Origin of the sequence: Bacillus sp. FJAT-49736 (assembly GCF_018343615.1) — a bacterium.
GTDB lineage: Bacteria > Bacillota > Bacilli > Bacillales > Bacillaceae_C > Margalitia.
The window spans coordinates 223,415-249,543 of sequence record NZ_JAGYPI010000001.1; the positions used below are offsets into that span (position 1 = coordinate 223,415).

At 35.9% G+C, this 26,129-nt stretch carries 31 protein-coding genes and 1 pseudogene; 17 read left to right on the forward strand and 15 right to left on the reverse strand.

All coding sequences use genetic code 11. From position 1 onward, the window contains the following. Window positions 1-123 precede the first annotated feature (123 nt). Window positions 124-495: a VOC family protein gene (locus KHA87_RS01170; protein WP_213094199.1), complete on the forward strand. Its 372-nt coding sequence runs from the start codon at window positions 124-126 to the stop codon at window positions 493-495. 173 nt (window positions 496-668) lie between these two features. On the opposite strand, the gene KHA87_RS01175 is transcribed toward KHA87_RS01170, so the two are convergent. The 7 genes and pseudogenes from KHA87_RS01175 to KHA87_RS01205 all read right to left on the reverse strand — a co-directional run bounded on the left by KHA87_RS01175 (window position 669) and on the right by KHA87_RS01205 (window position 6,208). Beyond that, a complete protein-coding gene (locus KHA87_RS01175) occupies window positions 669-857 on the reverse strand; it encodes a hypothetical protein (protein WP_213092292.1) in 189 nt (62 codons plus the stop codon). Window positions 858-953: 96 nt separating this feature from the next. Continuing rightward, window positions 954-1,166, reverse strand: a complete 213-nt coding sequence (locus KHA87_RS01180; protein WP_213092293.1) for a YheE family protein — start codon at window positions 1,164-1,166, stop codon at window positions 954-956. A gap of 57 nt (window positions 1,167-1,223) precedes the next feature. Further along, window positions 1,224-1,802: pseudogene (locus KHA87_RS01185) on the reverse strand (YheC/YheD family protein); the annotation flags it as partial. A gap of 15 nt (window positions 1,803-1,817) precedes the next feature. Next, window positions 1,818-2,408 carry an ATP-grasp domain-containing protein gene (locus tag KHA87_RS01190; RefSeq protein ID WP_213092294.1) on the reverse strand — a complete coding sequence of 197 codons (591 nt, stop codon included), beginning with the start codon at window positions 2,406-2,408 and terminating at the stop codon, window positions 1,818-1,820. After that, window positions 2,405-3,766: a YheC/YheD family endospore coat-associated protein gene (locus KHA87_RS01195; protein WP_213092295.1), complete on the reverse strand. Its 1,362-nt coding sequence runs from the start codon at window positions 3,764-3,766 to the stop codon at window positions 2,405-2,407. Before KHA87_RS01195 ends, KHA87_RS01190 begins: the two co-directional genes overlap by 4 nt. A gap of 20 nt (window positions 3,767-3,786) precedes the next feature. Beyond that, a complete protein-coding gene (locus KHA87_RS01200; protein ID WP_213092296.1) occupies window positions 3,787-4,863 on the reverse strand; it encodes a YheC/YheD family endospore coat-associated protein in 1,077 nt (358 codons plus the stop codon). Then, a complete protein-coding gene (locus KHA87_RS01205; protein ID WP_213092297.1) occupies window positions 4,826-6,208 on the reverse strand; it encodes a YheC/YheD family endospore coat-associated protein in 1,383 nt (460 codons plus the stop codon). Before KHA87_RS01205 ends, KHA87_RS01200 begins: the two co-directional genes overlap by 38 nt. Before the next feature lie 236 nt (window positions 6,209-6,444). Here KHA87_RS01205 and KHA87_RS01210 point away from each other — a divergent pair, with 236 nt between their 5' ends. The 3 genes from KHA87_RS01210 (at window position 6,445) to KHA87_RS01220 (ending at window position 9,037) form a co-directional block, all read left to right on the forward strand. After that, complete coding sequence (locus tag KHA87_RS01210) at window positions 6,445-6,798, forward strand: YlbF/YmcA family competence regulator (protein ID WP_213092298.1); 354 nt, start codon at window positions 6,445-6,447, stop codon at window positions 6,796-6,798. Window positions 6,799-7,120: 322 nt separating this feature from the next. Then, complete coding sequence (locus tag KHA87_RS01215; protein WP_213092299.1) at window positions 7,121-7,987, forward strand: Cof-type HAD-IIB family hydrolase; 867 nt, start codon at window positions 7,121-7,123, stop codon at window positions 7,985-7,987. A 261-nt stretch (window positions 7,988-8,248) separates the two neighbouring features. Beyond that, window positions 8,249-9,037, forward strand: a complete 789-nt coding sequence (locus tag KHA87_RS01220) for an enoyl-CoA hydratase (RefSeq protein ID WP_213092300.1) — start codon at window positions 8,249-8,251, stop codon at window positions 9,035-9,037. Between the two features lie 22 nt (window positions 9,038-9,059). Here KHA87_RS01220 and KHA87_RS01225 read toward each other — a convergent pair whose 3' ends face one another. After that, window positions 9,060-9,245, reverse strand: a complete 186-nt coding sequence (locus KHA87_RS01225; protein ID WP_213092301.1) for a YhzD family protein — start codon at window positions 9,243-9,245, stop codon at window positions 9,060-9,062. A gap of 181 nt (window positions 9,246-9,426) precedes the next feature. Between KHA87_RS01225 and KHA87_RS01230 the strand changes: the two genes are divergently transcribed. The 7 genes from KHA87_RS01230 to KHA87_RS01260 all read left to right on the forward strand — a co-directional run bounded on the left by KHA87_RS01230 (window position 9,427) and on the right by KHA87_RS01260 (window position 17,692). Next, entirely contained in the window at window positions 9,427-10,656 is a 1,230-nt protein-coding gene (locus KHA87_RS01230; protein WP_213092302.1) for a metallophosphoesterase family protein, read from the forward strand. Window positions 10,657-10,671: 15 nt separating this feature from the next. Continuing rightward, complete coding sequence (locus tag KHA87_RS01235; protein ID WP_213092303.1) at window positions 10,672-13,653, forward strand: ATP-binding protein; 2,982 nt, start codon at window positions 10,672-10,674, stop codon at window positions 13,651-13,653. Window positions 13,654-13,730: 77 nt separating this feature from the next. Then, window positions 13,731-14,675 (forward strand): 3'-5' exoribonuclease YhaM, encoded by a 945-nt coding sequence (gene yhaM, locus KHA87_RS01240; RefSeq protein WP_213092304.1) that lies wholly within the window; start codon window positions 13,731-13,733, stop codon window positions 14,673-14,675. A 341-nt stretch (window positions 14,676-15,016) separates the two neighbouring features. Next, window positions 15,017-15,340, forward strand: coding sequence for a transposase (locus KHA87_RS01245; protein WP_213092305.1), 324 nt, complete (start codon window positions 15,017-15,019; stop codon window positions 15,338-15,340). Next, window positions 15,337-16,212, forward strand: coding sequence for an IS3 family transposase (locus tag KHA87_RS01250; RefSeq protein WP_349305575.1), 876 nt, complete (start codon window positions 15,337-15,339; stop codon window positions 16,210-16,212). Before KHA87_RS01245 ends, KHA87_RS01250 begins: the two co-directional genes overlap by 4 nt. Before the next feature lie 320 nt (window positions 16,213-16,532). After that, complete coding sequence (locus tag KHA87_RS01255) at window positions 16,533-16,823, forward strand: helix-turn-helix domain-containing protein (RefSeq protein ID WP_213092306.1); 291 nt, start codon at window positions 16,533-16,535, stop codon at window positions 16,821-16,823. Next, window positions 16,820-17,692 (forward strand): IS3 family transposase, encoded by an 873-nt coding sequence (locus KHA87_RS01260; protein ID WP_213092307.1) that lies wholly within the window; start codon window positions 16,820-16,822, stop codon window positions 17,690-17,692. The genes KHA87_RS01255 and KHA87_RS01260 overlap by 4 nt, the downstream gene beginning before the upstream one ends. 100 nt (window positions 17,693-17,792) lie before the next feature. On the opposite strand, the gene KHA87_RS01265 is transcribed toward KHA87_RS01260, so the two are convergent. The 3 genes from KHA87_RS01265 to KHA87_RS01275 are packed head-to-tail and all read right to left on the reverse strand — an operon-like array spanning window position 17,793 to window position 20,515. Beyond that, entirely contained in the window at window positions 17,793-18,521 is a 729-nt protein-coding gene (locus KHA87_RS01265) for an EcsC family protein (protein WP_213092308.1), read from the reverse strand. 34 nt (window positions 18,522-18,555) lie between these two features. Further along, window positions 18,556-19,782: an ABC transporter permease gene (locus KHA87_RS01270; protein ID WP_213092309.1), complete on the reverse strand. Its 1,227-nt coding sequence runs from the start codon at window positions 19,780-19,782 to the stop codon at window positions 18,556-18,558. After that, window positions 19,769-20,515, reverse strand: a complete 747-nt coding sequence (locus KHA87_RS01275) for an ABC transporter ATP-binding protein (protein WP_213092310.1) — start codon at window positions 20,513-20,515, stop codon at window positions 19,769-19,771. Before KHA87_RS01275 ends, KHA87_RS01270 begins: the two co-directional genes overlap by 14 nt. Window positions 20,516-21,042: 527 nt before the next feature. Here KHA87_RS01275 and KHA87_RS01280 point away from each other — a divergent pair. Then, window positions 21,043-21,465, forward strand: coding sequence for an HIT family protein (locus KHA87_RS01280; protein WP_213092311.1), 423 nt, complete (start codon window positions 21,043-21,045; stop codon window positions 21,463-21,465). A gap of 175 nt (window positions 21,466-21,640) precedes the next feature. After that, entirely contained in the window at window positions 21,641-22,156 is a 516-nt protein-coding gene (locus tag KHA87_RS01285; RefSeq protein WP_213092312.1) for a tryptophan transporter, read from the forward strand. A 32-nt stretch (window positions 22,157-22,188) separates the two neighbouring features. Here the strand turns inward: KHA87_RS01285 and yhzF are convergent, their stop codons facing one another. Continuing rightward, window positions 22,189-22,383 (reverse strand): membrane protein YhzF, encoded by a 195-nt coding sequence (gene yhzF / locus KHA87_RS22560; RefSeq protein ID WP_481748332.1) that lies wholly within the window; start codon window positions 22,381-22,383, stop codon window positions 22,189-22,191. A gap of 206 nt (window positions 22,384-22,589) precedes the next feature. Here yhzF and KHA87_RS01290 point away from each other — a divergent pair, with 206 nt between their 5' ends. Both KHA87_RS01290 and KHA87_RS01295 read left to right on the forward strand, forming a co-directional pair. Continuing rightward, entirely contained in the window at window positions 22,590-22,949 is a 360-nt protein-coding gene (locus KHA87_RS01290) for a YtxH domain-containing protein (RefSeq protein WP_213092313.1), read from the forward strand. Between the two features lie 128 nt (window positions 22,950-23,077). Further along, the gene (locus KHA87_RS01295) at window positions 23,078-23,650 is read left to right on the forward strand and encodes an HTH-type transcriptional regulator Hpr (RefSeq protein ID WP_213094200.1); all 573 of its coding nucleotides are present in this window, start codon (window positions 23,078-23,080) and stop codon (window positions 23,648-23,650) included. Here the strand turns inward: KHA87_RS01295 and KHA87_RS01300 are convergent. Continuing rightward, the gene (locus KHA87_RS01300) at window positions 23,647-23,979 is read right to left on the reverse strand and encodes a DUF1878 family protein (RefSeq protein WP_213092314.1); all 333 of its coding nucleotides are present in this window, start codon (window positions 23,977-23,979) and stop codon (window positions 23,647-23,649) included. The genes KHA87_RS01295 and KHA87_RS01300 overlap by 4 nt on opposite strands. A 217-nt stretch (window positions 23,980-24,196) precedes the next feature. Between KHA87_RS01300 and KHA87_RS01305 the strand changes: the two genes are divergently transcribed. Then, window positions 24,197-24,376: a hypothetical protein gene (locus tag KHA87_RS01305; protein ID WP_213092315.1), complete on the forward strand. Its 180-nt coding sequence runs from the start codon at window positions 24,197-24,199 to the stop codon at window positions 24,374-24,376. 90 nt (window positions 24,377-24,466) lie between these two features. Here KHA87_RS01305 and KHA87_RS01310 read toward each other — a convergent pair whose 3' ends face one another. Together KHA87_RS01310 and KHA87_RS01315 are read right to left on the reverse strand one after the other, a co-directional pair. Continuing rightward, window positions 24,467-24,577 carry a YjcZ family sporulation protein gene (locus tag KHA87_RS01310; protein WP_283249402.1) on the reverse strand — a complete coding sequence of 37 codons (111 nt, stop codon included), beginning with the start codon at window positions 24,575-24,577 and terminating at the stop codon, window positions 24,467-24,469. A gap of 261 nt (window positions 24,578-24,838) precedes the next feature. Next, the gene (locus KHA87_RS01315) at window positions 24,839-24,922 is read right to left on the reverse strand and encodes a YjcZ family sporulation protein (protein ID WP_083489390.1); all 84 of its coding nucleotides are present in this window, start codon (window positions 24,920-24,922) and stop codon (window positions 24,839-24,841) included. A 249-nt stretch (window positions 24,923-25,171) separates the two neighbouring features. On the opposite strand from KHA87_RS01315, the gene KHA87_RS01320 reads away from it, so the two are divergent. Continuing rightward, on the forward strand, window positions 25,172-26,062 hold the full coding sequence (locus tag KHA87_RS01320; RefSeq protein ID WP_213092317.1) for a peptidylprolyl isomerase: 891 nt from the start codon (window positions 25,172-25,174) through the stop codon (window positions 26,060-26,062). The last annotated feature ends 67 nt before the right edge of the window (window positions 26,063-26,129 follow it).

Sequence of the window (26,129 nt, forward strand, 5' to 3'; positions counted from 1 at the left end):
ATTTTCCTAATGACAGAACGTTCATTGTTTCTTTACGGGCAGGTTAATTCAATAACCGGAAGGAAAAAGGTATATAGAAAGGGAACTATTTTATGTACAGATGCAAATAAAGGAGAGAAGGCTATGAGTAAATCATTTATTGAACAAGTACATTATATTAGAATTCCTGTAAAAGATTTAGAACTGTCTGCACAATGGTATAGAGTTGTATTAGGGCTCCAGTTAGTAAACATTACTGAGGAACTTGCGATTTTAAAAGTAAATGAAGGACCTTTCTTGCTTATCTTAGTTCCTACCGAAGATGAAACATTTGCACATTTTACAATTGATAATGAACAAGAATTTAGCATTGGTTTTACAAGTCCAGAATTATCTAAATTTCATCAACACTTAATTGATAATCAAGTTAAGGTCGAGGATATAAAAGAAGATAATGGTCATGCCTTTTTCCACTTTTACGACCCCACTGGTAATAAACTTCAAGTACACTGGTAAGATTATGATAAATAAATTACTTTATTTCATTAATGGGTGCATTAACAGAATAAAAGGGAGAACGACCAAATCAGACGTTCTCCTATTTTTTGCCTAAAAAACAACATTACTATTTAACAAAGCCAATAAAATAAGAAAACAATCCCTTTTATCGGGACTGTTTTCTTACATCATTAGACTTCAGTAGGAGGGTTTTCCTCGAAGAAATCGACCGCTTCTTCAATATTGGTTGAATCTTCCCTCATGTGAACAGAGCCGCCGGACATTCCCTCGTTAATCATTCTATCCACGTCTAAATATGCTTTGTCTTTCCCTTCATAATGCGTGTCGGGCAGAAACTCGGGGTCTTTGAAATTTGTCATACAGACACATCTCCTTATAAAACATTGTCTAACATAGTTTGAACAAGGAATGGCTGTTTGCATTCAAAAAAGTAAGTGGTAATTGTAACCTTGAGTTTACTTGTCATAAACATGGAATAGCATAATTTCATGGATCTGCTTTTTTAATTCGGTTTCCTTTTCTAAGTGAATTTCATCCGTCTTCCATTCAATCTGTCCATTAGGGTGGTATATTCCAGCTATCATTTGTTTTTGATAGTAAAAGGAGAAGGACCATCCTGGCAGATTTTCATTTGAGTATAAGGATTTATATTGGAAATGTTGGATCAATATTATCTCTCCTCCAGTGGATTCATCTATAACTTCATTATACAGCAAAAATAATTGCTAATAATTTGTAAGTTCATAAAAAAGCTGAATTAATTTTGTCATTTTATTTCTTTCGATTTCTATTTCATCAAATTTCATTGGCTTGGCATTGACTTCGAAAATCCACGGATTCCTATGGTTATCGATGCCTACATCTATAGAGAATTCACCAAAAAAACCAAGCTCATTGGACAGTGATTGCCCACATTCATTTACAATTTGACGGAATTTGTTAATCCACTTTTTATGAGAATGTTGCTCTAATGGGAGTATATCTCCGCCCTTAGATAGGTGGGTTGTAATCCCGTCTTTTTTTGCCATTCTTATTCCGATTCCAGTGATTCTGTATTGTCCATTCTCAAAATGGGAGAGAATCCGGAAATCGTACTTCTTGCCATTTACTAAATCACTGTCAATGGCTCTTTGGGCAATATAAGCTTGTTTGTTACAGAGTGATTCCAAATATCGGACAAGGACAGGATAGGAGGTAAGATATTCAATTTTTGAATTTGTTCTTATTTGAAATCTATTGTTTCTTTCTATGGTAATAAGTCTTATACCATTTCCTTGTGAGCTTTTTGTTGGTTTTAAATAAAGTTTATGATGGGTAGATCAAAATTGCTGGAAAGCATTTGGTTCTTTCTCAATAAGCATAGTCTCTGGTAACAGTGGTTTAAGATGACTATTTTTCGAAAAAATTTCATGCATCAAATATTTATCGATAAAACCAGGATTAAATAGCACAATATCATGTTGCCTCATCCAAGCAACATGGTTAAGAAACGCATCTTCCTCCTCTTGTTTCCTAGATGATATGCGATTATAAACAAGCTGAGGATAGGGGAAGGAAACTTGAATCCATCTATCCTCGTCTATGCAGTAGCAAATCCCTGTTATATATCCTTCCTTGAGATCCTCCAGACTGTAAAGAAAAGAGAGGCCACCCATTTTCTGCAATTCCTTTTGAATTCCGATATATAAATCACTGTCGCCTATTACATTATTACGACCATCTTTACTTATCAGTATTCCAATCAGCGGCCCTAATCTCATTTTGTCTATTCTCATTTTAAAAGGAAAAGAAAGGGAGAAATCCTCTTCCGATACAGGAAGAAAATCGTCATTTTTACCCCAAAAATACGGTCCATTCTGTTTATCTATATGAACGAATATATTTTTTTTGGGATGAAAATAAATGTTCATGAAAACAATTCCTCGGGTTTTTTTACGGCTTTTTCAGTTAAAAATACCGCAAAGGATAAAGAAAGCTTTCGTGTCAGTATATCGGAATTCTTTAAATGAGGATGCTTAAAAATGGATCTCCCAGGCTTGGAATTTGCTTCAAAAAGCCATACATTTCCTTTTGTATCGATCCCAAAGTCATATCCAATTTCCCCTATAATGCCCTCCATCTGCTCCTCAATAATGCTTGCTAAATCTAAGGCTGCTTTCTCCAGCTTTTCTTTGCAACTTTTGCATTCTTCAGGATGATCAAACACTTCCTCGATTGTTTTGATAGTGCCACCGTTTTTTACATGGGTTGTTGGGCTACCGTTTCCTGCAACCTTTGCAGCCATCGCACTAACTTCCCAGTTTCCATCCTTATTTTTATTAACATGAACCCGAAAATCGACAGGCAGATGATTATAACGCATTAATGGTATTCCCTGCTGCACGATCATCCGTTCTAAATTCTTTTTCCCAAATACCTTTTTCATTAAGGCCTCTAAAGATTTAAATTTCATTAGATGATTTGCCTCATCGTGATATCTGCAATAATATGCTTGTTCTTCACGATTATATAAAATTTGATGTACACCAAGACCTAAGCTCCCGTTCATTGGTTTAATATAAATATGGCCATATTTGGAAAGTAATTGTTCCATCTGTGAGAAGGAGGAAAAAGGATAGGTTTCAGGTAAATAGTTCTCGGCAATATCGCTTTGCAGCAATCTTTCATACACATCCAATTTATTGAAAAATCCAGGGTTATACCAAGGAATCATATATTCCTGACTAAGCTTTTCTTTTACATTTTTGGATGCTTTAAGCTTTTCGCTTCTTCTGTTTGGCAGGCGGTCATATACCACATTAGGGAACGGAACTTTCCTCTTCTCCCAGCCATCTTTTGTAAAGAAAAATCCCTCAATCATACCCTGATCCCAATCTATATGCTGTTCTCCAAAAAGAAATGGGACTACGCCTACAGAGGATTGGACTGATAATAGCTTTTCAAAAATGGTGGATCTTTCTCCGATTGGTTTTATTTGATAAGGCGTAAAACCGGAAGAGAAAATCCCAACTAGCGGTCCGATTACAAGAATGTCATCATTTTCAAATAGGTAGATGGATCGGACAAATTCAGGAAGCTGAAGCTTACGGGCAAGCCCCTTACTGATAGATATAATATTGCGCCCATTAGGCTGACGTTCACATTTTGTCTCTATAATATTGGATCCAAAAGAAATTCTTTGAATGGGGTCTTTTAGATTCATATTAATTGGAAAATAAAGCTTTAAACCTGAGTGTTCGAAAAACTCTATATTATAGCGGGTAGGCATGCTTATACCTCCTAATTTTCTTATGGATGTGCTTTTATATTAGATGCTAAGTACTGGCAGTATTTGAGAGGAGCTTCGTATAAAGAATCCAACTGGTTTGGATTAGTTAAACTAATAATTTTTCTGCCAGGTTTTGAATTAATATCCAAAATCCAAATGGATTGATTCTTGGCAATAATAATATCGATTCCTAGTTCAAATAACGGGTGGAACAATTCTTCAAGTTGAGTCGGAAGAATCTTAATTAAATCTTCTATTTCATTTTGTAAATAAAAATGATTGAAATTTGTTGCTTTAGAACGCCAAGCTTCATAAGAAAGGACACTGGCGCCTGCAGAAATATTGGTGAGTAAACCATGCTTTGCTCCAGTCCGAATGGCTCTTCCTCTTTCGAGCCAAGTACCATCTCCATCCTTTTGCAGCAATAGCCGCAAATCAAAAGGAGAACCATCTTTATTTCGATTATCTAATCTAGGCTGTATAAGAAATATTTGCTTTGTCAGTAATCTTTCCAGCCAGCTCTTTGCCTGCTCATGATTGATAAATTTCTTTTCAACCATTTTTTCTTGCTTTGTAGTTTGGATTTTTATTTCATTATCGATCTTTTGCAGAGAATACACGGCATATCCGTGTGCACCGTTAATCGGCTTTAAGATGATCTCATCATAACGCTTGAGCTCAGTTAGAACCTTCTCCGGACTAGAAGCTTTTTTGGTTAGTGGCAGATATGGAGCAAGATTCGGATTTTTGATCAATGTTTCGTACAATCTCCATTTGTTTGGTAATCCGTAGCCGAGGAATGTAATATCGTTTCTTGCCTTTAGCCAAGATACAATTGCGCCGGCATCATTCGATTTCCGTTCCTCTCCATAGAAACAACGATCGTAAAGGAACTCAGGTATTGGATACTCTTTGTTCACCCAATTTTCCTTTTCACTATCATAATAAAGCCCGTTTACTAGCAGCGAATTTGGATTAATTGCTAAAGGGGAGAATAGATGTATATCTATTCCGTAAGAGTGTGCACGTTTTGCTATTTCGTCAAAATAGGAGTTATTTTCATGTGGAATGAGTGTTAATATCCCCATTGTTATCATCGAGATGACTCCTTTCTTTCCAGACATTCATACAATAATGGATTATGGCCTTTGTGGAAGGGCGGATTTGCTTTTCATTAGAGTCAATTTGCTTGGACGGCTTAGAGTTTACCTCAATAAGCCAAGGATTTCCCTTTACATCTACTCCAATATCAATTCCTAACTCAGCAAAAAAGCCATCTATGGACTGGCCGATTATGTTTGAAACCTCCAAAGCTAAATCCTTCATTAATTTATAAATTAGTACAGCTTTTTCACGAGCAAAATGATTAGACAATATCTCCAATGGTTTCGCTAAGACTCCTCCTTGCGCAATGTTGGATACAAATTGGTCATCACCTGATATTCGGGCAACTGCTGAGGTAATCTTCCATTCATGGAGATTGATTTTATGACATAAAAAACGGAAATCTATTTTTTTGTTTTCATCAGTGATTAATGGGATAGTTTCCTGCATAATATAGGACTTCTTCATCATCCATTTTTGAATAGAAACTGCCGCCAGGCTGACCGACTTGAATGGATGCTTGGATGGTGTAGGGGAATTAGTTCGCTCGATAAAAATGACATTGTTTTCTAGAAATACATGGATAATTCCATGCCCTTGACTCCCATTGACAGGCTTAAGAAAAAGATCCTTATGTTGATTCATCCAAACTGGAAATAATATTGGATCAAAAAGGGAAGTTTTAGGTAAAAAAGCTTGTAGCTGTGATACTTTTTCTAATTGCTCGTGAACCTCCCATTTTGAAACAAAACAGGAATTAAAAAAAATTGTATTATCTTCCTTATACTCTGTTATTGCTTTTTTAAACAACTTACTATTTTCATTTTTTCTTGAATGAATTCTATTATAAATAAAATCTGGATGAGGCATTTTGGTTTCTGCCCAACCGTTTTCCATACAGAAAAACCCCTTATTGGGATACTTAGACAAAGAGGTAATGTATACTACTGCTCCTGTCTTTTGACTATAATGATGGAGCTCACCGCAATAATTATGGATAGAACCGAATGAAGGCGGTTGATTTTTATGAGGTCTAATCTCTGTCAGCACTGCGATTACTGGACCCAAACAAAGCCTATTTTCATGGTAATATGCTTGGAGATGGATTATTTCAAGGGGCAGAAACAATTCCTGATAGAGCCTTTGATTCATGTGGAGAATATTATTTTCGTCCTGTGAAATTATTAGTTCCGCCGTTACAATTTTTCTTCCAACCTTCACCTGTATGGTGTCATCCACAGTGATATTCAGTTGTTCCGATATACAAAGAGGGACTTGAATAATTGGCTTATCCCCATCAAACGGATTCGATTTTTGAATGGAAATTTGTAATGTCATCGTCATGTTCCTCATTTAAAATAATGTTTATTCCCTTGGGCTCTTGCTGATATCCTATGTATAAATTGGGGAATTGGTTCATTTCTTTTACGGGTAAAAAAATGAGATGGTTGCCAACTTGACTATATAGGATGCTCCGATAGTTTTAAATGGTAAAAAGGAGAGTTTTGTAGCAGATTGGATAGAATGCCCATACTTTGTTATAGTGGTAAAAGAACTATGAGGAGGTTTTTTATTTGGCAAGCAATATTTATGATTACGCATATGAATTGGAAAAAGCTTTGAAGAATAGCCAGGAATATACGACATTACAAGCAAGGTATGAGGAAGTAAGGAAGGATCCCGCTGCAAAACAGCTATTCGATCAGTTTCGTAACATTCAAATGAAGCTGCAAGAAAAACAAATGACAGGGCAAAACATTTCCCAAAATGATGTTCAAGAGGCTCAAAATGTCGCTGCCATTGTTCAGCAAAATCCAAAAATCGTTCAACTTATGGATGCCGAACAACAAATGAGCATTGCCATTAATGAATTAAATAAAATTATCATGAAACCGTTGGATGAATTATACGGTAGAATGAGTCAATAAAATAAGGATTTTTTCCTATGTTGAATTAGATTCGGAATTTTATAGGTAAAGATGAAAATATCTTTTCTAGAAGAGATGCTCGCCTACTTCTGAATTTTATCAATATTTGTACTGCAACAAGCTATAAGGAATAACTGCCTAAATAGATGTGGGCAATCCGTTAGATTCCAAACTTTCGGGTTGCTCTTTTATTTTGTCCTTCTATCATCATTCCAACTAATCCCCTTTTAAAAGTTCTACATTGTCAAAAAAACACATAAGTTTATAGAAACAAGTGATATTCCAAAGCCTTGGATCTGCAAACAAGAGGGGGAACACATCAATGATTTATAAACTGCTTGCGCTGAATATTGATAATACATTGTTGAACGGCAATGGACGTTTAAATAAAGCAACAAAGGAAGCGATTGAATACGCGGTTGACAAAGGCATTTATGTGTCCATTGTGACATCTAAGAACTTTTCAACAGCAAGTAGGCTTGGAAGTACCTTAAAAGTAAATGCACCATTAATCACCCATCAGGGAGCATTTATTGCTAATGAAAAGCAAAACCCAATATTAGTTAGGAAAATTAGCGAGAACACTACGATTGACCTTGTGCGTTTTTTGGAAGCATTTCATTGTCAAATCCGTGTAGTACATGAAGATTTTACCCTAGGTAACAAAATGAAAATGCCAAGCAACTTAATGGGCAAAATTGTTTTTCAATCATCCACCCGCTACTCATATTCGGAACAGTATGTTGATTCCTTGTTGGAAAAATTAAAGGAAAATCCTATTGCCACACCCAAAATAGAGGTTGTCTTTAATGACATGGAAGATTTAAGTGATGCAAGCAAGGCAATAAGAGAAATGTTCCATGAAATCGATTGTATTCAAAATGATGGCACGAAAATGGAAATAGTTCCGACAGGTGTTTCGAAACTAAAGGGTCTATTATATGTATGCGACCTATTAAATATCCATAGGGAAGAAGCAGTTGTCATCGGTTCCGGCTTCGATGATAAACCGCTGATTGAGTGGGCAGGACTTGGTGTAGTGATGGGGAATGCAGCGGCAGAGTTGAAAAAATCAGCGGACTGGGTTACACGCTCCAATAATCAAAATGGTGTAGCCTATCTGGTAAAGGAGCATTTCCGCAAGCAGCCGCCAATCGAGTTTTTGAAAAAAATGAATGTGATAAAGTAATGATTTAAAAAGGCAGGTTCTAAAGTGAACTTGTCTTTTTTTGAGGTGGGAACTAAGTAAAGGATATTTTGAATTTGTACAGTGAAATGTCCTATAGCAGTGTTCTATGAGAAAAAAATCAGGGTGAAGTTTTATATTATGTCCAATAACTCCTTTTTAAAATATACCTTCTTTTTAATATGACCAAATTACTGACAGACTTTTGTGAAAATAACATTTTACGAATGAATGTTCATTCAGTTATCCTATAGATAGGAGGAGATGAAAATGAATTCAGTATATAAAACAGTACTAGTGGAATTAAATGGTGAAGTGGCAAAAGTAACGCTAAATCGTCCAGAATCGCTGAACGCACTAAATACAGTGTTAATAAATGAGTTAAATGAAGTACTTCAAGAATTATCTTCCAATGAACATACTAAAATAGTTGTTTTATCAGGGGAAGGGCGTGCCTTTTCTTCCGGCGGAGATATAAAGGAAATGCTGCAACTTAGTGGTAAGGAACAATTCTTTACCATTATGGAGCAAATTAATAGCCTTGTCACAACCCTTTATACGATGCCGAAGCTTACAATTGCAGCAGTAAATGGCGCCGCAGCCGGCCTGGGACTTAGCTTAGCTCTTGGAGCGGACTATGTTGTTTGCCATGAAAATAGCAAGCTGGCAATGAACTTTATTGGAATTGGTCTTGTACCAGATGGCGGTGGACATTTCCATTTAGAAAGAAGAATTGGAGAGAAAAATGCTAAGCAGCTAATATGGGAAGGAAAAGTATTAAGTGGACCTGAGGTAAAACAAATAGGTCTAGTAGATGCAGTGGTAACAGACGTGGAAGAAGCAGTGAAACAGCAAATCACCTATTGGAAGGCGAAGCCAATGCTTTCCATGATCGAAACGAAAAAGATTTTTACAGCAATAAATAAAACTAAGTTAAAAACCATCCTAGAGCTAGAAACAAGCGCCCAGTGGAATATGAGGCAAACGTATGATCATCAAGAGGGAATTAAGGCATTTGTGGAAAAAAGGATACCAAACTTTCAAGGGAAATAAAAAATCGGCCGCTTTGGCCGATTTAACGATGAAATAATAATAGCTTTCCTGCCGGTGAGGTGCAGCGATGTGTTTTGTCGATTGCGCCTTTTTCCTTTAACATTACTTCACCTTTGCTTTTCGCTTCCGTGTCATTTGCCGCTTCAAATGATTCATCTAAAATTTTCTCCCCATTTGGTTCAAATGCTGTCAATTTGTAGATAGGCATATCTATTTCCCCTTTACTTAAAACTATACAATTAGTTTAACATATTTTTGAATATTCCCAGAATAAAAAAGTATAGGAAAACACAAGATTGTTGTATTTTCTATTAGAATCACTTTTTATATAAATGAAATTTGTTTATAATAAAAATTGAGAACATATATTCGAGGGAGTGCGCCTTAACTTGGAAAATATCACATTTATTCATTGTGCAGATTTGCATCTGGATAGCCCCTTTGTCGGATTGCAATATATGCCGAAGGAAATTTTTAATAGAATACAGGAAAGCACCTTCACTGCCTTTACGAAAGTAGTAGATGCTGCAATTTCTCAGAATGTTGATTTTGTCATCATTAGCGGTGATTTATATGACGGGGAAGACCGCAGCATCAAGGCTCAGGCCAGATTGCGAAAACAATTGGAGCGCCTGGCCAATGAGAAGATAGAAGTATACATCGTCCATGGAAACCATGATCATCTTGGTGGAGTATGGACAACGATTGAAATGCCAGACAATGCACATATATTTAGCGCTAATGTTGAGATGATGGAGTACATCTCAAAGACAGGTGTTAAAGTTCACTTATATGGATTTAGCTACCCCGAAAAGCATGTAAGGGAAAGAAGAATAGATTTATATAACAAAATACCTGGTGCAGACCTTGACATTGGTATTCTTCATGGCCATTGTGAGGGAGGAAGCTCCATCCATCAAACATATGCTCTTTTTTCCATCCGAGATTTATTGGAGAAGGATATGGACTATTGGGCGCTTGGCCATATACATAAGCGACAAATTTTACATCAAGATCCTTACATTGTGTATCCAGGAAACATTCAAGGCCGAAGCTTAAAGGAACAATCTATGAAAGGCTGTTATGCAGTTACCCTTTCGAAAAATGAAGCTTCTCTAAATTTTATAGAAACTTCGGATATTATTTGGGAATCTATAACTATCTCAGCACGGGGAATTACCTATTTTCACGATTTATTTACCAAGTGCAAGGAAGCAATCGAAGCAATTCGCAAACAAAATCAGGCAACTCTTCTTCAAGTGGACATTCAAGATACAGAACATTTAGAGGCCACAGCACATGGGAAAATTACAAATGGAGAATTATTAGAAATACTGCAGGATGGAGAAACGGAAGAGGATCAATTTGTTTGGACCTATCGGCTTAAACTAAATGAATATAATGCTGGTATACTAAATGACCATCAAATGTTTAAAAAAGAATTAGGAATAACCATAAAAGAATTGGAACAAAGTGAAGTTTTCGAAGAAGCGTTAGGAGAGCTTTTTTCTCATATTAAGAGTAACAGGTACTTAGAGAAGATTTCTTCTGAGGAGAAGAAAGAAATCGTAGATGAGGCAGAACAATGGTTAACACAGTTGCTTCAAGAAAAATTCTAGTAGGAGGTGATGAATGTGAGAATCAAAGAACTATTTATTTATGGATATGGAAAGCTTTCAGATATGCATATACCGTCCTTCTCTGCTTTACAAGTCGTATTTGGGGAAAATGAAGCAGGTAAATCTACATTGATGTCTTTTATCCATAGTATTCTATTTGGGTTCCCAACTAAGCAGCAATCAGAACTCCGATATGAGCCGAAAAATAGTGGAAAATATGGTGGAAAACTGGTCCTTGAAACAAAAGAATACGGCGAGGTCACCATTGAGCGGATAAGAGGAAAAGCATCAGGGGATGTAACGGTTACTCTGAGGGATGGAACGATTGGAAATGAGGAACTTTTAGCAAAAATCCTAAATGGTATGGACAGAAGGATGTTTCAAGCCATTTTTTCCTTCAATATTCATGGAATCCAAGATGTTGGCAGAATGAAGGGGGAGGAAATAAGTAAATATCTGTTGGCAGCAGGGACGGTTGGGACGGATACATTCTTACATGCAGAGGAACAACTGCAAAAGGTGCTGGACGCACTTTTTAAACCGAATGGACGTAAGCCTGAATTAAATCAACTGCTTGACCAGTTAAAAGAAAAGGAATCAGAGCTGAAAACAGGAAAGAGACAGAATGAATCGTATACTCATAAAAAACAGCAAGCTCTTAATTTGCAAGTGGAAATGGAGCAATTGCAGGAACACATACATACATATCAGCAAAACATTCAAAACTTGAACCAGCTTCTTCAAGATTGGCCACTCTTTCAAGAAAGACAAAAAATCCATCATCGTCTGTTAGAACTTGGTGAAACCGCCTTTCCGATTGATGGAATCAGCAGATTGGAGCATTTGGAGGACCAGCTGCGTTCTGCCAATAGCAATTTGACAACTGTTCAGGAACGGAGAAAACTTCTAGAAACACAATTAGAAGCGGCAATGCCAGACTCGAGAATAATAGAAAATGAATCGTACATCCAGCTGATTTTAGAGCAATGGCCGCAGGCACAGGATTGGCAGGAGCAAATACAAGCATTATTGTTTGATATAGAAAGAATAGAGGAACAGATAAAAAGATTGGGTAAAGATATTCATTTCGTGGAAAGTGAGCTGCATCTCGTTTCTACCATTGATTTAGGCATTGCGATGAAGGAACGTGTAAAAAAGGCAACGACGGAATATTTCTCTCTAACCACACGTCATAAAGAATTAATGAAGCAAGCTGAGTTAGAGGAAAAAGGCCTTCAGGAGATTGAGTGGAAGGTTGAAAGGATAGAAGAAAGACTGATACCGGAGGACGAATTCCGCAGGCTTTCGGAAAACCAAAAGAAGCATACTCGCATTCAGCAAATACAAATGGAATACCAGCATGTGAAAGAACAAGTTCAAATGTTAAGAATGACGAAGGGAAGTCAACAATCTATCACAAGCGGTTTTCGACTTCTTGCTTTCTTGGGGCTTTTAGGGTGCTTAATGGTCTATAGCTTCCTTTCTAAGCAAGGGTTTCTCTCCGTAATTTCTGCGGTAGGAATCGTAGTACTACTAGTTTCTAATTGGCTGGAAAGAGGAAAAAGAAAAGAATCTACAAAAGAGCTTTCAAGTTTATTAGAGAGAGAACAAGATCTCGCAGGCAAATTGAAGGAGCTGGATACAAATCCTGATCAGTCTGATAAATACACTGAACAATTAGATTTAAGGCAAGAATGGAAGGAACTCCTCCTCCAACTCGAAATACAGCAAAGCCGGTTCAAAAATGTTCAAGACACATTGGATAATTGGAAATTAGAATGGCGTGAAAACGCTGAGCATTTAACTAATATTAAAAACGAGTTGAGACTAGGCAACCATTTTTCAGCAGAACAACTACAAGATGCTTATGAAATTTTGAATGAGCTATTTCATTCTATTCAAAAGAAAGAACAAAAGATGGTAAAGTTGAATGCTTTAAAGGGTAAATACAGTGAATGGGCTGATAATGTAGACAAAATTGCCAATGTCGAATCCAATCATTCTTTGCCAATACAGGAAGCAATTATCCATATGAAAAACGAATGGAGAAAAGCAACGGAAAAACGTGATCAATATAAAGAATTATCCATCAAGCTTGAAGAATTGAATCGGGAGGAACAGAAATGGACAAACTCCAAGACTTCCTTAATGAACGCGATGGACGACTTATTAAAGAATGCTGATGCAAAGGATCCAGAGGAGTTTCGAAAGAAGGGGCTGGAAGATAAAGAATTCCAGGGGCTGCAAATAAAACTTGAAATGATTGATCAGAAATTGAATGTTCATTCTATTGAAAAGCTCGAACGAATCCAGTCACTTGATGAACTGGAAAGTGAAAGAGAAAAGTGGACAGAACTAGTTCAATCCAATTCGAAGAGACTTGAGATTGTTCATAAAGAATTAGCGCAAGTAAACTATGAAATTTCTGTTTTAGAAGAAGGTGGCACCTTTACGGAGAAGCTCCATGCATTTTATCAGGAAAAGGATATTTTTAATCAGAAAGCCAGAAAGTGGGCAAAAGCGGCAGTTGCAAAGCATATGCTTAAGCTTACAATGGATCGTTTAAAGAATGATCGATTTCCGAAAGTAATTGAAAAGGCGGAAGAATTTGTAAGAGTACTCACAAATAGTGAGTATACTCACTTGCACTTGCAGGAAGATGGAAAATTTGTTGCAGAAAGAAAAGACAGAACCATCTTTGTTCCTGAAGAGTTAAGCCAGGCAACTAGAGAGCAGCTATATGTAGCATTAAGGTTCGCGCTAGTCCATGTATTAAAAGAGGAATACCCTTATCCGTTAATTATAGATGATAGCTTTGTTAATTTTGATAGAAAGAGAACAAAAATGGTGCTTGAATTATTAAAAGAAATAAGCAATACAAATCAAGTGCTGTTTTTTAGCTGTCACGAGCATCTTTTAGAAGAGTTTTCGGAAGGAAATATTCTACACTTAACAGAAATACAATCAAAAGTAGAAAAATTGAAAGGAATTGGATAATTTTTTTAAAGAAGCAATTGTTAAAATTATGTTATACTCAGGTTAAATGGTAACAAGAGGAAATGGGGGTAAAATAGATGTCCAAAGGACTTATGCAATTTGAAGTTGGAGAACAAATAGAATTGTTTCTACTCGTAAAATCCTGCACAAAAGGAATAGCGAGTAATGGCAAACCATTTTTATCCTTAGTCTTACAGGACCGCACAGGTGATATCGAGGCAAAACTTTGGGATGCATCAGAGCAAGATGAAGAAACATATAAAGCGGAAACCGTCGTGAAGGTCAGTGGAGATATCCAAAATTATCGCGGTCGCTTGCAGTTAAGATTACGGCAAATCCGGCCTTCCCAACCTCTTGACAATGTGCAAGTATCTGATTTTGTCGAATCAGCTCCGTTAAGTCAGGATGAGATGATGAGTCAGATCACTCAATATATTTTTGAAATGAAGAACCCGAATTTGCAGCGTATTACTAGACATTTGTTAAAAAAATATAATAAAGGATTCTTAGTTTATCCTGCTGCAACCAAAAATCATCATGAATTTGTTTCGGGTCTTGCATACCATGTAGTATCCATGCTCAATTTGGCAAAAGCAATAGCAAATCTATATCCTTCTTTAGATAAGGATTTATTATATTCCGGTATCATCCTCCATGATTTAGGAAAAGTAATGGAGCTGTCTGGTCCTATTTCCACTACTTATACAGTTGAAGGGAATTTACTTGGCCACATTACTATTATGGTGAATGAAATTGGCAAAGCGGCAGATGAACTGGGCATTCATGGGGAGGAAGTAATGGTGCTTCAGCATTTGGTTTTAAGTCACCATGGCAAGCTGGAATGGGGCAGCGCCAAGACTCCAATGATTAAGGAAGCAGAAATATTACATTATATTGATAACGTTGATGCTAAGATGAACATGTTGGATCGTGCATTAAGACATGTGAAGCCAGGGGAATTTTCGGAAAGAATCTTTGCTTTGGAAAATCGTTCATTCTATAAGCCTACTTTTCATAATTAAAGTTTGTTATATGAACTCTTCAAAAAACGAGTCTGAAGCTGAATTTACAGCGGTGGACTCGTTTTTCTTTCTACTTACTAAAATAAATAAGGAACTAAATATTTCTTTTCTCCTTATGGGAAGTTATTAAGATCTGTAAATTTCGAAATTACTAAATGATTAAGCGATTTGGAACGAATCAAACTTTTAGTTGTTCCAACTAAGCGGACAGGAAATCTGTATTTTACATAAATGCCTCTAATTAAAGAATTTAGCGGACATAGTGAAACTAGAATAAAAAGTGGACACCCCTTTAACGAAAGTCATATTTGGATATGATGATAATAATTAGGAGGGTTTCCATGGGTGAACAACGTCAAAGATATAGTGATGAATTTAAACGTGAAACAGTCAAGTTTGCACAAGAGCAACAGAAAAAGAAGACAATGTCAGATATTGCTGATGAATTGAAGATTCCACTAAGCTGTCTTCATGACTGGATGACAAAATATAGAGTATTTGAAAATGAACCTATTGCAATTGAAGAACGTCTAAACAAGTTAGAACAACAGCTCCGAGATAAAGAACGTGAATTAAAAGAAAAAGATAGGAAATTAGCTAATACCGAAGAAGAACTAGCTATTTTAAAAAAGGCGGTGCACATCTTCAGCAGTCCAAAACCATAAGGTTTGAATTCATTGAAAACCATCGTTCGGAGTTTTCGGTGACGAAGATGTGTAAAGTTTTAGAGGTGTCTCCGAGCGGTTATTTCAAGTGGAGGAATCATGAGCCGAGCCAACAAGAAATGCGAAGGAATAAAGTTAAAGATCGTATTGTTTTTCATTATCATGATTCAGATAAAATATATGGCAGCCCTAAAATCACAAAGCTCCTACAGGATGAGGATTACACTATCAATGAGCGTACTGTTAGCAAGTACATGCAAGAATTAGGGCTACGATCATGTGTCTCTAAGATATTCAAGGTAACTACGACTAATTCGAATCATGATTATCCTATCGCCTCAAATAAATTGAATCAGAACTTTACTGCTTCCGCCCCAAACAAGGTGTGGGTTGCCGATATTACCTATATTCCCTGTCGGGAAGGTCGCTTATATTTAGCTAGTATTCTTGATTTGTTTACACGTGAAATTGTTGGTTGGCGTCTTTACGGACACATGGAGACCCAGTTAGTAATGGACGCATTGAAGGACGCTTATGAATCAAAAAAACCAGCCGAAGGCTTGCTTCATCATTCGGATCGTGGAACTCAGTATGCATCCAAAGACTATCGTGATCAACTTCTGGAGTACCGAATGGAAGCTAGTATGAGTCGAACAGGAAATTGTTATGACAATGCCTGTGCAGAAGCATTTTTTAGTCTTCTAAAAAAAGAATTAATTCAAAGTCGAAAGTTCCAAACAAAGGAACAAGCATACACTGAAATTTACCGTTATATTGAGTTTTTTTACAACCGTAAAAGAATACATGGATCTATAGGATATTTATCTCCTGTTGGATATGCGCAAAAATATTATAAGGAGATTTCTGCCTAATTAGTGATAGGCAGTTTGGTGGCTTGTCTTAACTTAGCGACTAGCCAGATGATACCGTGGAAGGGTCAAGCGGTTTGGGCTTGACGCTTCCACGGTATCATCTATAATTTGAAAAAGTTAAGACAAGCCAAGCACTATATTTCGCTATTTAGGTGTCCACTTTCTTGACAGAGCTCCACTATGTCCGCAAACATCGGAACATGAGCCATTTTGTCACAGATAAAGGATTGATATTGTACCCATATAGTAGACAGTTTTAGAAAACCGCACTCTTGAAAACCATGTTATAGTTTTTTTGTGGGGAAAGGGGAACGGTTTATATGAAAGCAAAAAAAATATATCCATACGAGTTAAAAAAACAGGTAGTAGAGGAATACATGGAGGGAAACTCCGCAAGTGAGTTGGGGGAAAAGTATGATGTGGATCGTAGACGAGTTCATGATTGGGTAAAGAGAGTAAAAGCAGGAGGGTTTCAAGCCTTAGTGGATAGTAGAGGAATAAAAAGCAAAGGCAAAAGAAAAAAAGAGGAAGAATCCCTACAAGAGAAATATGAGAAACTTCAGTTGGAGAACATGTATTTAAAAAAGTTATTGGATCTAAAAAGGGGGTGAATGACAAAGAAGTACATTTTGCTTTTATACATGCAAACTCCAAACAATATCCGATATCTAAATTAGTCACCATAACAGAAGTATCTCGGGCTGGGTACTATAAATGGGTAAAAAGATTAGGGAATAATGAGCAAGATAAAAAGGATGAAGAATTACTACCTTTTATATTTAAGATATATAAAGAAAGTAAGGGTACCTATGGAAGAAAGCGAATGAAGATAGCCTTAGAAAATGAGTATCATTTAAAAGTAAATGAGAAGCGCATCTCCAGAATGATGAGGAAGTATGGAATATATTGCAAGATTAGAAGGAAACGCTTTAAGAATAGGCCACAACCACATGGGGAATTTTCCAATATATTAAATAGAAATTTTAAAGCAATAAAGCCTGGAATTAAATTATCGATTGATATTAGTTATATGGAGGTAAAAAAAGGATCACAACGCTGGGTTTATGTATGTGCTATAAAAGATTTATTCAATGGGGAGATTATTGCCTATTCTGTTGGCACAAGTCAAGAGATGAAATTAGTGTATAGAGCATTAGATACCCTAAAAAAGAAAGGGTTTGTGAAAGGAGCACTTTTGCACAGTGATCAAGGCGTCCAATTCACAAACCGTGGCTACATTAAGCGTTTGAAAGACATGGGGATTACCCAGTCTATGTCCCGCAGAGGCAACTGCTGGGACAATGCTTGCATCGAAAACTTCTTTGGTCACATGAAGTGTGAAATGAACCATTTCAGCCAACCTGAAACAGTTCTAGAAGTTTACGAAGCTGTAGAATCATTCATTAATTATTATAACAATAATCGTATACAAACAAAACTTAAAATGAGTCCTGTTCAATATCGATTAAATGCAGGATAATTGTGCGGTTTTTAGTTTGTCTACTTGACGGGTACATGTTCAGATCTTGTGTCCACTTAGTTCAGATAGAACCGCTTTTAAACCCCTTAACCAGCTTTTTTTACTCGGTTTCAATTTTTTTTCGGTTATTCCACATACGTATTCGATATGCATGGATGGTGGTTTCGCCCAATTTCTCTAATAAATTATAATTGGCAAAGGCACCTACAGCAGCACCGATCCCCGGAACTAACTGCAGCATTTTGACAAAATCAATATGATCTCGATATTCCTGTTGCAATGCTCGCCAGTCAACGTCAAGCAGCTTACTCTTTTCTTGTTCCCAATTTTCGATGATGGTTAATACCATTTTACGATGCTTATCACTGGAGAAGGCAAGCTGAAATACATACAGTATGAATAAGCGTTCCTCATATTTGGAAGTGTCGTATCCGTGAAAAGCAGCAGCCTCAAATAAGAATTTCATCTTAATGGACAGAAGCAAAGGAAAATCGGCAAGACCGAGCAAAACTCCACCCGCTCCAGTCCCAGCACCTTCCACTGTAGCGGTTCTTCTATATGTCCCCAGCTTTTCCTTGATCATTATCTCCTTTTCTTCCAGAGATAATGCAGAAGTATTATGCTTTTTCGTTAAAAATTCAGACCCAAAAAGGGTTGCTTGAACCATTTTTTTTATGCTTTCTGTTAAGAGATTATGAGCTTTTTCGGGAATGAATTGATTTACTTTATCTTGAGCTTTTTCTGCAAACCTTTTTACCATACTGGAGCGCTTAGTTGCTTTTCGCTTCCACATTTCCGTTTCTGAATATGCCATTGATTCGTAATCCATCACAAGTCTCCTTTTGGAATGTACATAGACATTATCAATAGCTAGAATCTAATCTTTTTAATCGGGATGGAATATAAAGCTTCACAAGTAAGAATACAAAAACAATACCTATTACTAGAACCAGGACACCATTCATCCAAGTACTGCTAATAAGTGCTAAAATCCCGAAAATTACTGCCTGAATCAATAAGACGGTTTGAATAATCCTTAATAAGGAACTTGTCTTCCACTCTGGTGAAAGCGGATATAAGTTCAGCCAAATTTTTAATTCATGAAAACGCACCATTGGGATTAGTTGAAACCCCGTTAAATAAAGGAATAGGATGGCTGCACCGATCATCAAATAACGTTGATCGGCAAAGAGGAGTATTAATCCTCCAATAATCGTTAAACGAACGAATAATCCAAAATATTCACTCGTTCTGACAAAGGTTCTTGAAAATAAGTAGCGATACGTGTTGGATTGACCGTATTTTACCCTATTTAAAATTGGATCCAACCATTTTCTGCGTTTAACCTGTCCTTTTAATTTTGGAACATCAGTAAATAAATTAGCAAAACGATAAAACCCGGTAAGCCGTTTTTCTTCCTTTTCGATTAATAGATCCCATTTGATCGTTTTTCCTTTCGATGCTTGGTGAAAGTAGACAAATACGCCAATGTATAGAAGTATTACTATCCCAATCAGCGATAAGGATGCTTTTTCCACAATAAGAAATAGGAAAATGGAATTTAATGCGAAGCGGATAATCCAATCAGTGAATTCCATTTTTGGATCACGGAATTTTAAGATATCCCAATGCTGCAATAGATTCCAATATTTTAATACCCACACGATGATTAAATAAAAGAAAAAGGAACGAAAGCTACCGCCAGTTGAATGAACGTACATAGGCATTAAAACGGCTAAGACCATTAATAATATATATGCTTGAATGATGAAGCTTAGTGTTATTGCTTTGCGAAAGTAGAAAAGAAGCTTCGTTTCTAGAGGCAATAGGAAAACTTTATCTGCATTTTTCAAAAGAGTGTATATTGGGCTGATGGTCAAGACAAGACCTAATATAAGCCCCATAACCCAGCCAATCGGAAAATGCTCATCAAGCGTTTTGACCCAGCTACTGTAATAATATGCCCCTCCACTTAAGGCAAAAATAGCTACAAATAATAAGTGATCATTAAAAATGTATTTTAAGTACTTGCGCATTTCGACGGAATATAGATGCAGCCTTTCTTTCCAAAGGGTATCAATTTTCTTCATCAGAATCTTCCTTCGTTAATTGAATATATAAATCATCTAACGTTGCACCAGGCATATTAAATTGTTCCCTTAATTCCTCTAAGGTTCCTTTTGCCCTAATCGTTCCATTGTGCAAAATGATAAATCCGTCGCAATAACGCTCTGCAGTTGCCAAAATATGTGTAGACATTAAGATGCCTGCCCCGTTTTCTTTCATTTTTTTCATCAGATCAAGCAATGACAGTATCCCAAGTGGATCTAGTCCAAGAAAGGGCTCATCAATAATATACAAATCAGGCTCGGCTAAAAAGGCACACATAATCATCACCTTTTGCTTCATCCCTTTGGAAAAATGAGCTGGAAACCAGTTTAACTTTTTATGTAAGCGAAATTCTCTAAGAAGAGATACAATCCTTTCTTCATAAGTTTTTTCCTCGATTCCGTATGCCATGGCTGTCATTTTCAAATGTTCATCAAGGGTTAGTTCCTCGTAAAGAATTGGTGTTTCCGGGATATAGGAGAATTGCTTTCTATAGTCATCCGGGTCACTAGAGAGTTCTTTTCCGTTAATTTGGATGGATCCTTTTTTAGGTTCCATTAATCCGATAATATGTTTTATCGTTGTGCTTTTTCCGGCCCCATTCAAGCCGATAAGGCCGATGATTTCATTATGGTTTATCGAAAAAGAAATATCCTTTAATACCGGTTTTTTTGTATATCCCCCGGTTAATTGTTTGATATCAAGCAGAGACATTTTCTACGTCCTTTCCTTCTTTGATCGTTATAATTATTGTAACATTAACCATTCTGATAGTTAAAAAAGAATCTTGTCGTTATAAAAAAACTTGTATATCTTCTTACGAACTGCACATCATATTATCGAAGGGGATTTACCAAAACTTATAACGGGGTGGTTGTTAAAGACCGAGATCCGTAAATATAAGCTGATTAGGGAAAAGTCAAAATGACTCAACGTATGTACACCAACTGATAAATGAGGTGTTTGTCGTAGATCGCTTACTGTTTTAAAAGCATATATAAATGACTTTTAAACAATAAGGGGATGATCACGTTGAACAAAGGTCATTTACTCCACTAGCTTTATGAAACACATTCATCCGATAAATGAGGTGTTTATCAAAGGCTAATAAGACGAAACCTAAATCTGTTTCCCCTTCAGAGGGCGGGATCCATGCGGAAATCCCGCCCTTTTATTTTCCCCTTTCCATACTTAACCATTTCTTTGTATAATAATATAAAAAGCGAAAAGGTGGAATGAATGTGAGTGATTGTATTTTCTGCAAGATCATTAACGGTGAAATTCCAAGTGCAAAGGTGTATGAAGATGAGCATGTTTTTGCTTTCCTTGATATAAGCCAGGTAACAAAGGGACATACGCTAGTTATTCCGAAAGTACATAAGAAAAATGTTTTTGAACTGACTCCTGAAATTGCAGGAAATCTCTTTGAAGCAGTACCGAAAATTGCCAATGCTTTAAACAGAGCATATGAACCAATCGGAATGAATCTATTGAATAACAATGGAGAGTTTGCTGGGCAATCGGTATTCCATTTCCATCTCCATCTAATTCCTAGATATGGTAAGGGAGATGGTTTCGGTGCTGTATGGAAATCCCACCAGGATAGTTATAGTTCCGTGGATCTTCAAAAAATCTCCGGAGATATATCTAGTCATATTCAATAATAAATTACCAAAATCCTGCCCTGCGCAGGATTTTTTTCCTTTTCCTTTCCATTAATTTTTTCTTTAATAAAGGATAAGGGATATGGTAAAATACAAATAACTTTCGCTGCTGGCAATGAGTGCACAGTAGGAGAGAAATAGAAGAGAATAGTAAAGATGAGGAGAGTTGAGACAAATGAATACGAAGACACTTGTCAGCATGGCGTTGCTTATCGGCATTGGTACCGTGCTACACACCATTATTCCGGGGATTATTTTTAATATGAAACCGGACATGATGTTAACGATGATGTTCCTTGGAATTGTATTATTTCCTGAAAGGAAAAATGTTTTATTATTGGGAGCCTTAACAGGTGTAATTTCTGGTTTAACCTCTACATTCCCCGGAGGTATCGTTCCTAACATTATCGATAAGCTGATAACTAGTTATGTTTTCTTTGGATTGTATACTTTACTTTCCAGAAAAAGCTTTTCTGCAATGAAATTACTTTATCTAACAATAATCGGTACGATTGTTTCAGGTACAATATTTTTAACTTCTGCGTTATTGCTTGTTGGTTTGCCTGGACCATTCCTAGTTCTATATATTACTGTTTTGGTTGGAGCATTGTTTAATGCAGTTGCAGTATTTATTCTATACCCAATCTTGCAAACGATATTCAAAAGAACACATGTAATCAAAAGCGCTTAAATATACAAATGGCCCCGTATCTAGGGGCCATTTTAATTTGTAAGTAGCATGAATAGGAAACCAATTAAAGCAAAAATAATACCAGCACAACCAAGTAACTTAATTCTTTGTTTTAATATTCTTTTGGGTGGAAAAAACCCTGGCCTTGCATGCAAGGAGATATTGTAAACCATACCTGCCAGAAATAGAATACTTACTGCAAATAAGATTATTGTGATTTCGCTCATCTCCTTCCCTAGATATTCTATTGATTTCTCTTATCACTACAATATGCAAAACAAAGGGAGAGGATGATTTATATCCCTAAAAATTAATAGGGTTACATAATATTATTTTTTAATAACATTGAAACTTTTTAAATGTTTCAATCGTTTTTGATATAATAAATTAGATATAATTCACATTAATAGAAATAATATAGAGGTGGTAAAACATGAACAAACGATCTTTAGCTTACGGTATCCTTTTTGGCAGTGTTGCTGGTGCCATTACTGCTTTATTAACAGCACCTGTAGCCGGTAAAGAGCTTCGTATTCAATTAAAGGAAGCGACAGATGACTGGACCAATAACTTAAAAGATGTAAAAATAAATCTTAATCGAATTAAAAATTCTTTTTCTAAGTTATCTGGTGAAGGAAAGAATATGGCAATAGAGATAATTCATGATATTAAAACGTCGATTAACGAATGGCAAAAGGATATTGAGCCAACCAAACAATCACTTTTCAATGAATTAAAAGAAATCCAAAAAACCATTGAAGAATTAGAATTGAAAACGAATAAAAATGCTTGAAAAACTCCATCGTAGATGGGGTTTTTTTTATTTGGATAGCTGTTTCTAAAAATTTTGCCAATTTACATCTTTATTAATTTTTGTTTTATTGGCATAATGTTATTAAAGAGATAAAAGTGGGTGAAATAATGACAGGGGATCAATTTTCAATTAAAGAGGCATTGCTTTTTAGCCAAAGAATTGCACAATTAAGCAAGGCGTTGTGGAAGACTATAGAAAAGGATTGGCAGCAGTGGATTAAGCCCTATGATTTAAATATTAACGAGCACCACATTTTATGGATTGCCTATCATCTTCAAGGGGCATCTATCTCCGATGTAGCAAAATTTGGTGTTATGCATGTTTCTACCGCTTTCAATTTTTCAAAAAAATTAGAAGAGAGAGGCTTGTTGAGGTTCTCTAAAAAAGAGAATGATAAAAGAAATACGTATATTGAGATTACAAAAGAAGGGGAAGAGATTTTATTAAATTTAATGGAATCCTTCAATCCATCTAATAACACTGTTTTTCAAGGTGCTGTTCCAATTCGAAATATTTACGGTAAATTTCCAGAATTTATAGAACTTATGGCAGTGGTCCGTAATATATATGGTGAGGATTTTGTACAAATCTTTGAAAAGTCCTTTCATAATATCGAAACAGATTTTGTGGAGGATGAAGGAAAAATTAAAAAAATAGCATTGCAAAATGAGCATTCTTAATTAATATTTTTCATTAATATATTCATGAGCTTAGAATATAGGCCTTGATTTATACAAGCTTTTATCACTTCATTAGGCTGCAATTTAGGATGCAGCCTTTCTTTGAACTTTTCATATAGTGGAGAAAAGAAGACAAATTTGTCCTCCTTCTGCTCTTCATATTCATGGCTTAGGACCTCGCATAGTTCGAAGAATTGCGTAACATCTTCTTTCGTTAATTGATTTTCCATTATTAAATGATAAAATTCAAACCCTTCTTTTTGGGCCATTTGAATTAGTAATGATTGATAAAACTCCATCCTTTTAAGACGTTCTTCAAAATTCTCCATTTCCAAACCTCGGTTTTTGTCATTTTTACTTTTGTTCGAAAAATCTTGCTTTCACTTCCCAAAATTTTAAACATTTCATCCACACTTTACAACCATTTTTACTCACAGCTCCCAAATATAATTCATTTTCAGTCGATGTAATGGACTATTTTCATCTATCTTTTTTATTAAAATTCTGATATCCTAAATTATAGGAGATATGGGGAGGGGTTATTGGATGATCTCCATTTTTATTATTTTTGCTGTTATAATTTTGTATTCCTTTAATAGTTTGACCAATTCACTTTGTATTCAAAAAGAAATTCCGGAAGATCGCCAGCCAAAGGTTTTTAGGACTATCAATATATTAATAACAATCTTGCTGCTTTCTTCATATGTAGAAATAATTAATGCTTAGTGATTGATCATTTCGCACATATAGCGAATTATACTTTAAGTACATAAAATTAGTCAGGCTTGGAACAAGCCTGACTTTTTTATTCTCCTATTAATAAACCCAAGATGCTCCAATAATGATGAGTAAAATGAATAATACTACCAGCAATGCAAAGCCAGCTCCATATGCTCCTCCGGACATCATAACACCTCCTCTGTTCATCTAATTTATAGTATTCTTGACTAGTTATTATCGTTAAGGCATTCGTCTAATTGACAGCTATTTCTTCATGTTGTTTTCGCATATGTTATTAAAATCCAAAAGTCAATTTTCACTTATTGCTTTTCGTATATTGTTCTCCACCGTAGTATGGACTCTGGTTTCGGGGCATCATTTCTTAGTTGATTATTGATTCTTAACCAAAATAAGTATTGTTTTATGATTTTGCCCCAAAAGCAACAAAGTTTTTGAAAAGAGCCCTTCTTAACAAAGGAAAGCTGCACCTACGATGATGAGAAGGATAAATAGCACAACAATTAGAGCAAACCCGCCGCCTGCAAAATTCATTTTGAATACCTCCTTTTTCTCTTTCCCTTTCATGTTATGTGCGTTTGACTATTTGGTGTAGAGCAAATGCCCATCAAAGATAAAATAAAGAATGGGCTGGATATTTAAGTTACAGGTATATTAGAAATTCATTAGAATTCTGATAATATGTTTCTTTTCTTACAGGATTTGTGATATAGTATGTTTTGTAGATTTTTATGAAGACAAGAAGGATACGTAGTTAATATTAATGTTGGGAGTTGTTTATGAATGAAGAAGTGGATACTATCCCTAACACTTGCAGCAAGTGTGGTTGGACTAGCAGCCTGCGGTAGTAATGGCAGCGGTGGGGAAGTAGTTGTAAAAACAAAAGCTGGTAATATTACACAGGATGAATTATATAAAGCATTAAAAGATAAATACGGTGATCAAGTTCTGCAACAACTTATTTTTGATAAAGTCTTATCGAAAAAATATAAGGTTTCATCCAAAGATGTAGATAAGCAAGTACAGCAAGCTAAGGATCAGCTTGGGGCACAATTTGAATCTGCATTGGCTCAATACGGATATAAGGATGAGCAAGATTTCCGTAATACAATTAAGGTTGGTTTACTTGAAGAAAAAGCTGCAACAAAAGATGTAAAAGTAACGGATAAAGAGCTTCGCGACTATTACAATAATATTAAACCGGAAATCAAAGCACGTCACATTCTGGTAGCAGACAAAAAAACTGCGGATGATATTGAAAAGAAACTAAATGAAGGCCAAAAGTTTGAAGATTTGGCGAAAAAATATTCTACTGATACTGGCTCAGCTCAAAAAGGTGGAGACCTTGGTTGGTTTGGTCCAGGAAAAATGCTTCCTGAATTTGAAAATGCTGCTTATGCATTAAAAATAAACGAAATTAGTAAGCCAGTAAAATCACAATATGGATATCATATTATCCAGTTAACGGATAAAAAGAAAAAAGAATCATTTGAAAAGATGAAAAAGCAAATCACGCAAGAAGTGAAAACGCAAAAAGTAGGTCAAGCTGAAATTGCGAAGGCAATGAAAGCAGAAATTAAAAATGCTAACGTTAGCATTAAAGATAAAGACTTAAAGAGTGCATTAGATAACGTATTAAACGCAGATACAAGCAGCTCAGGCGCTACTAAGTAATGCATAAAAAAGGACAAGGATTTTTTCCTTGTCCTTTTGTTATTGCATAGAAATTTATACAGTTAAA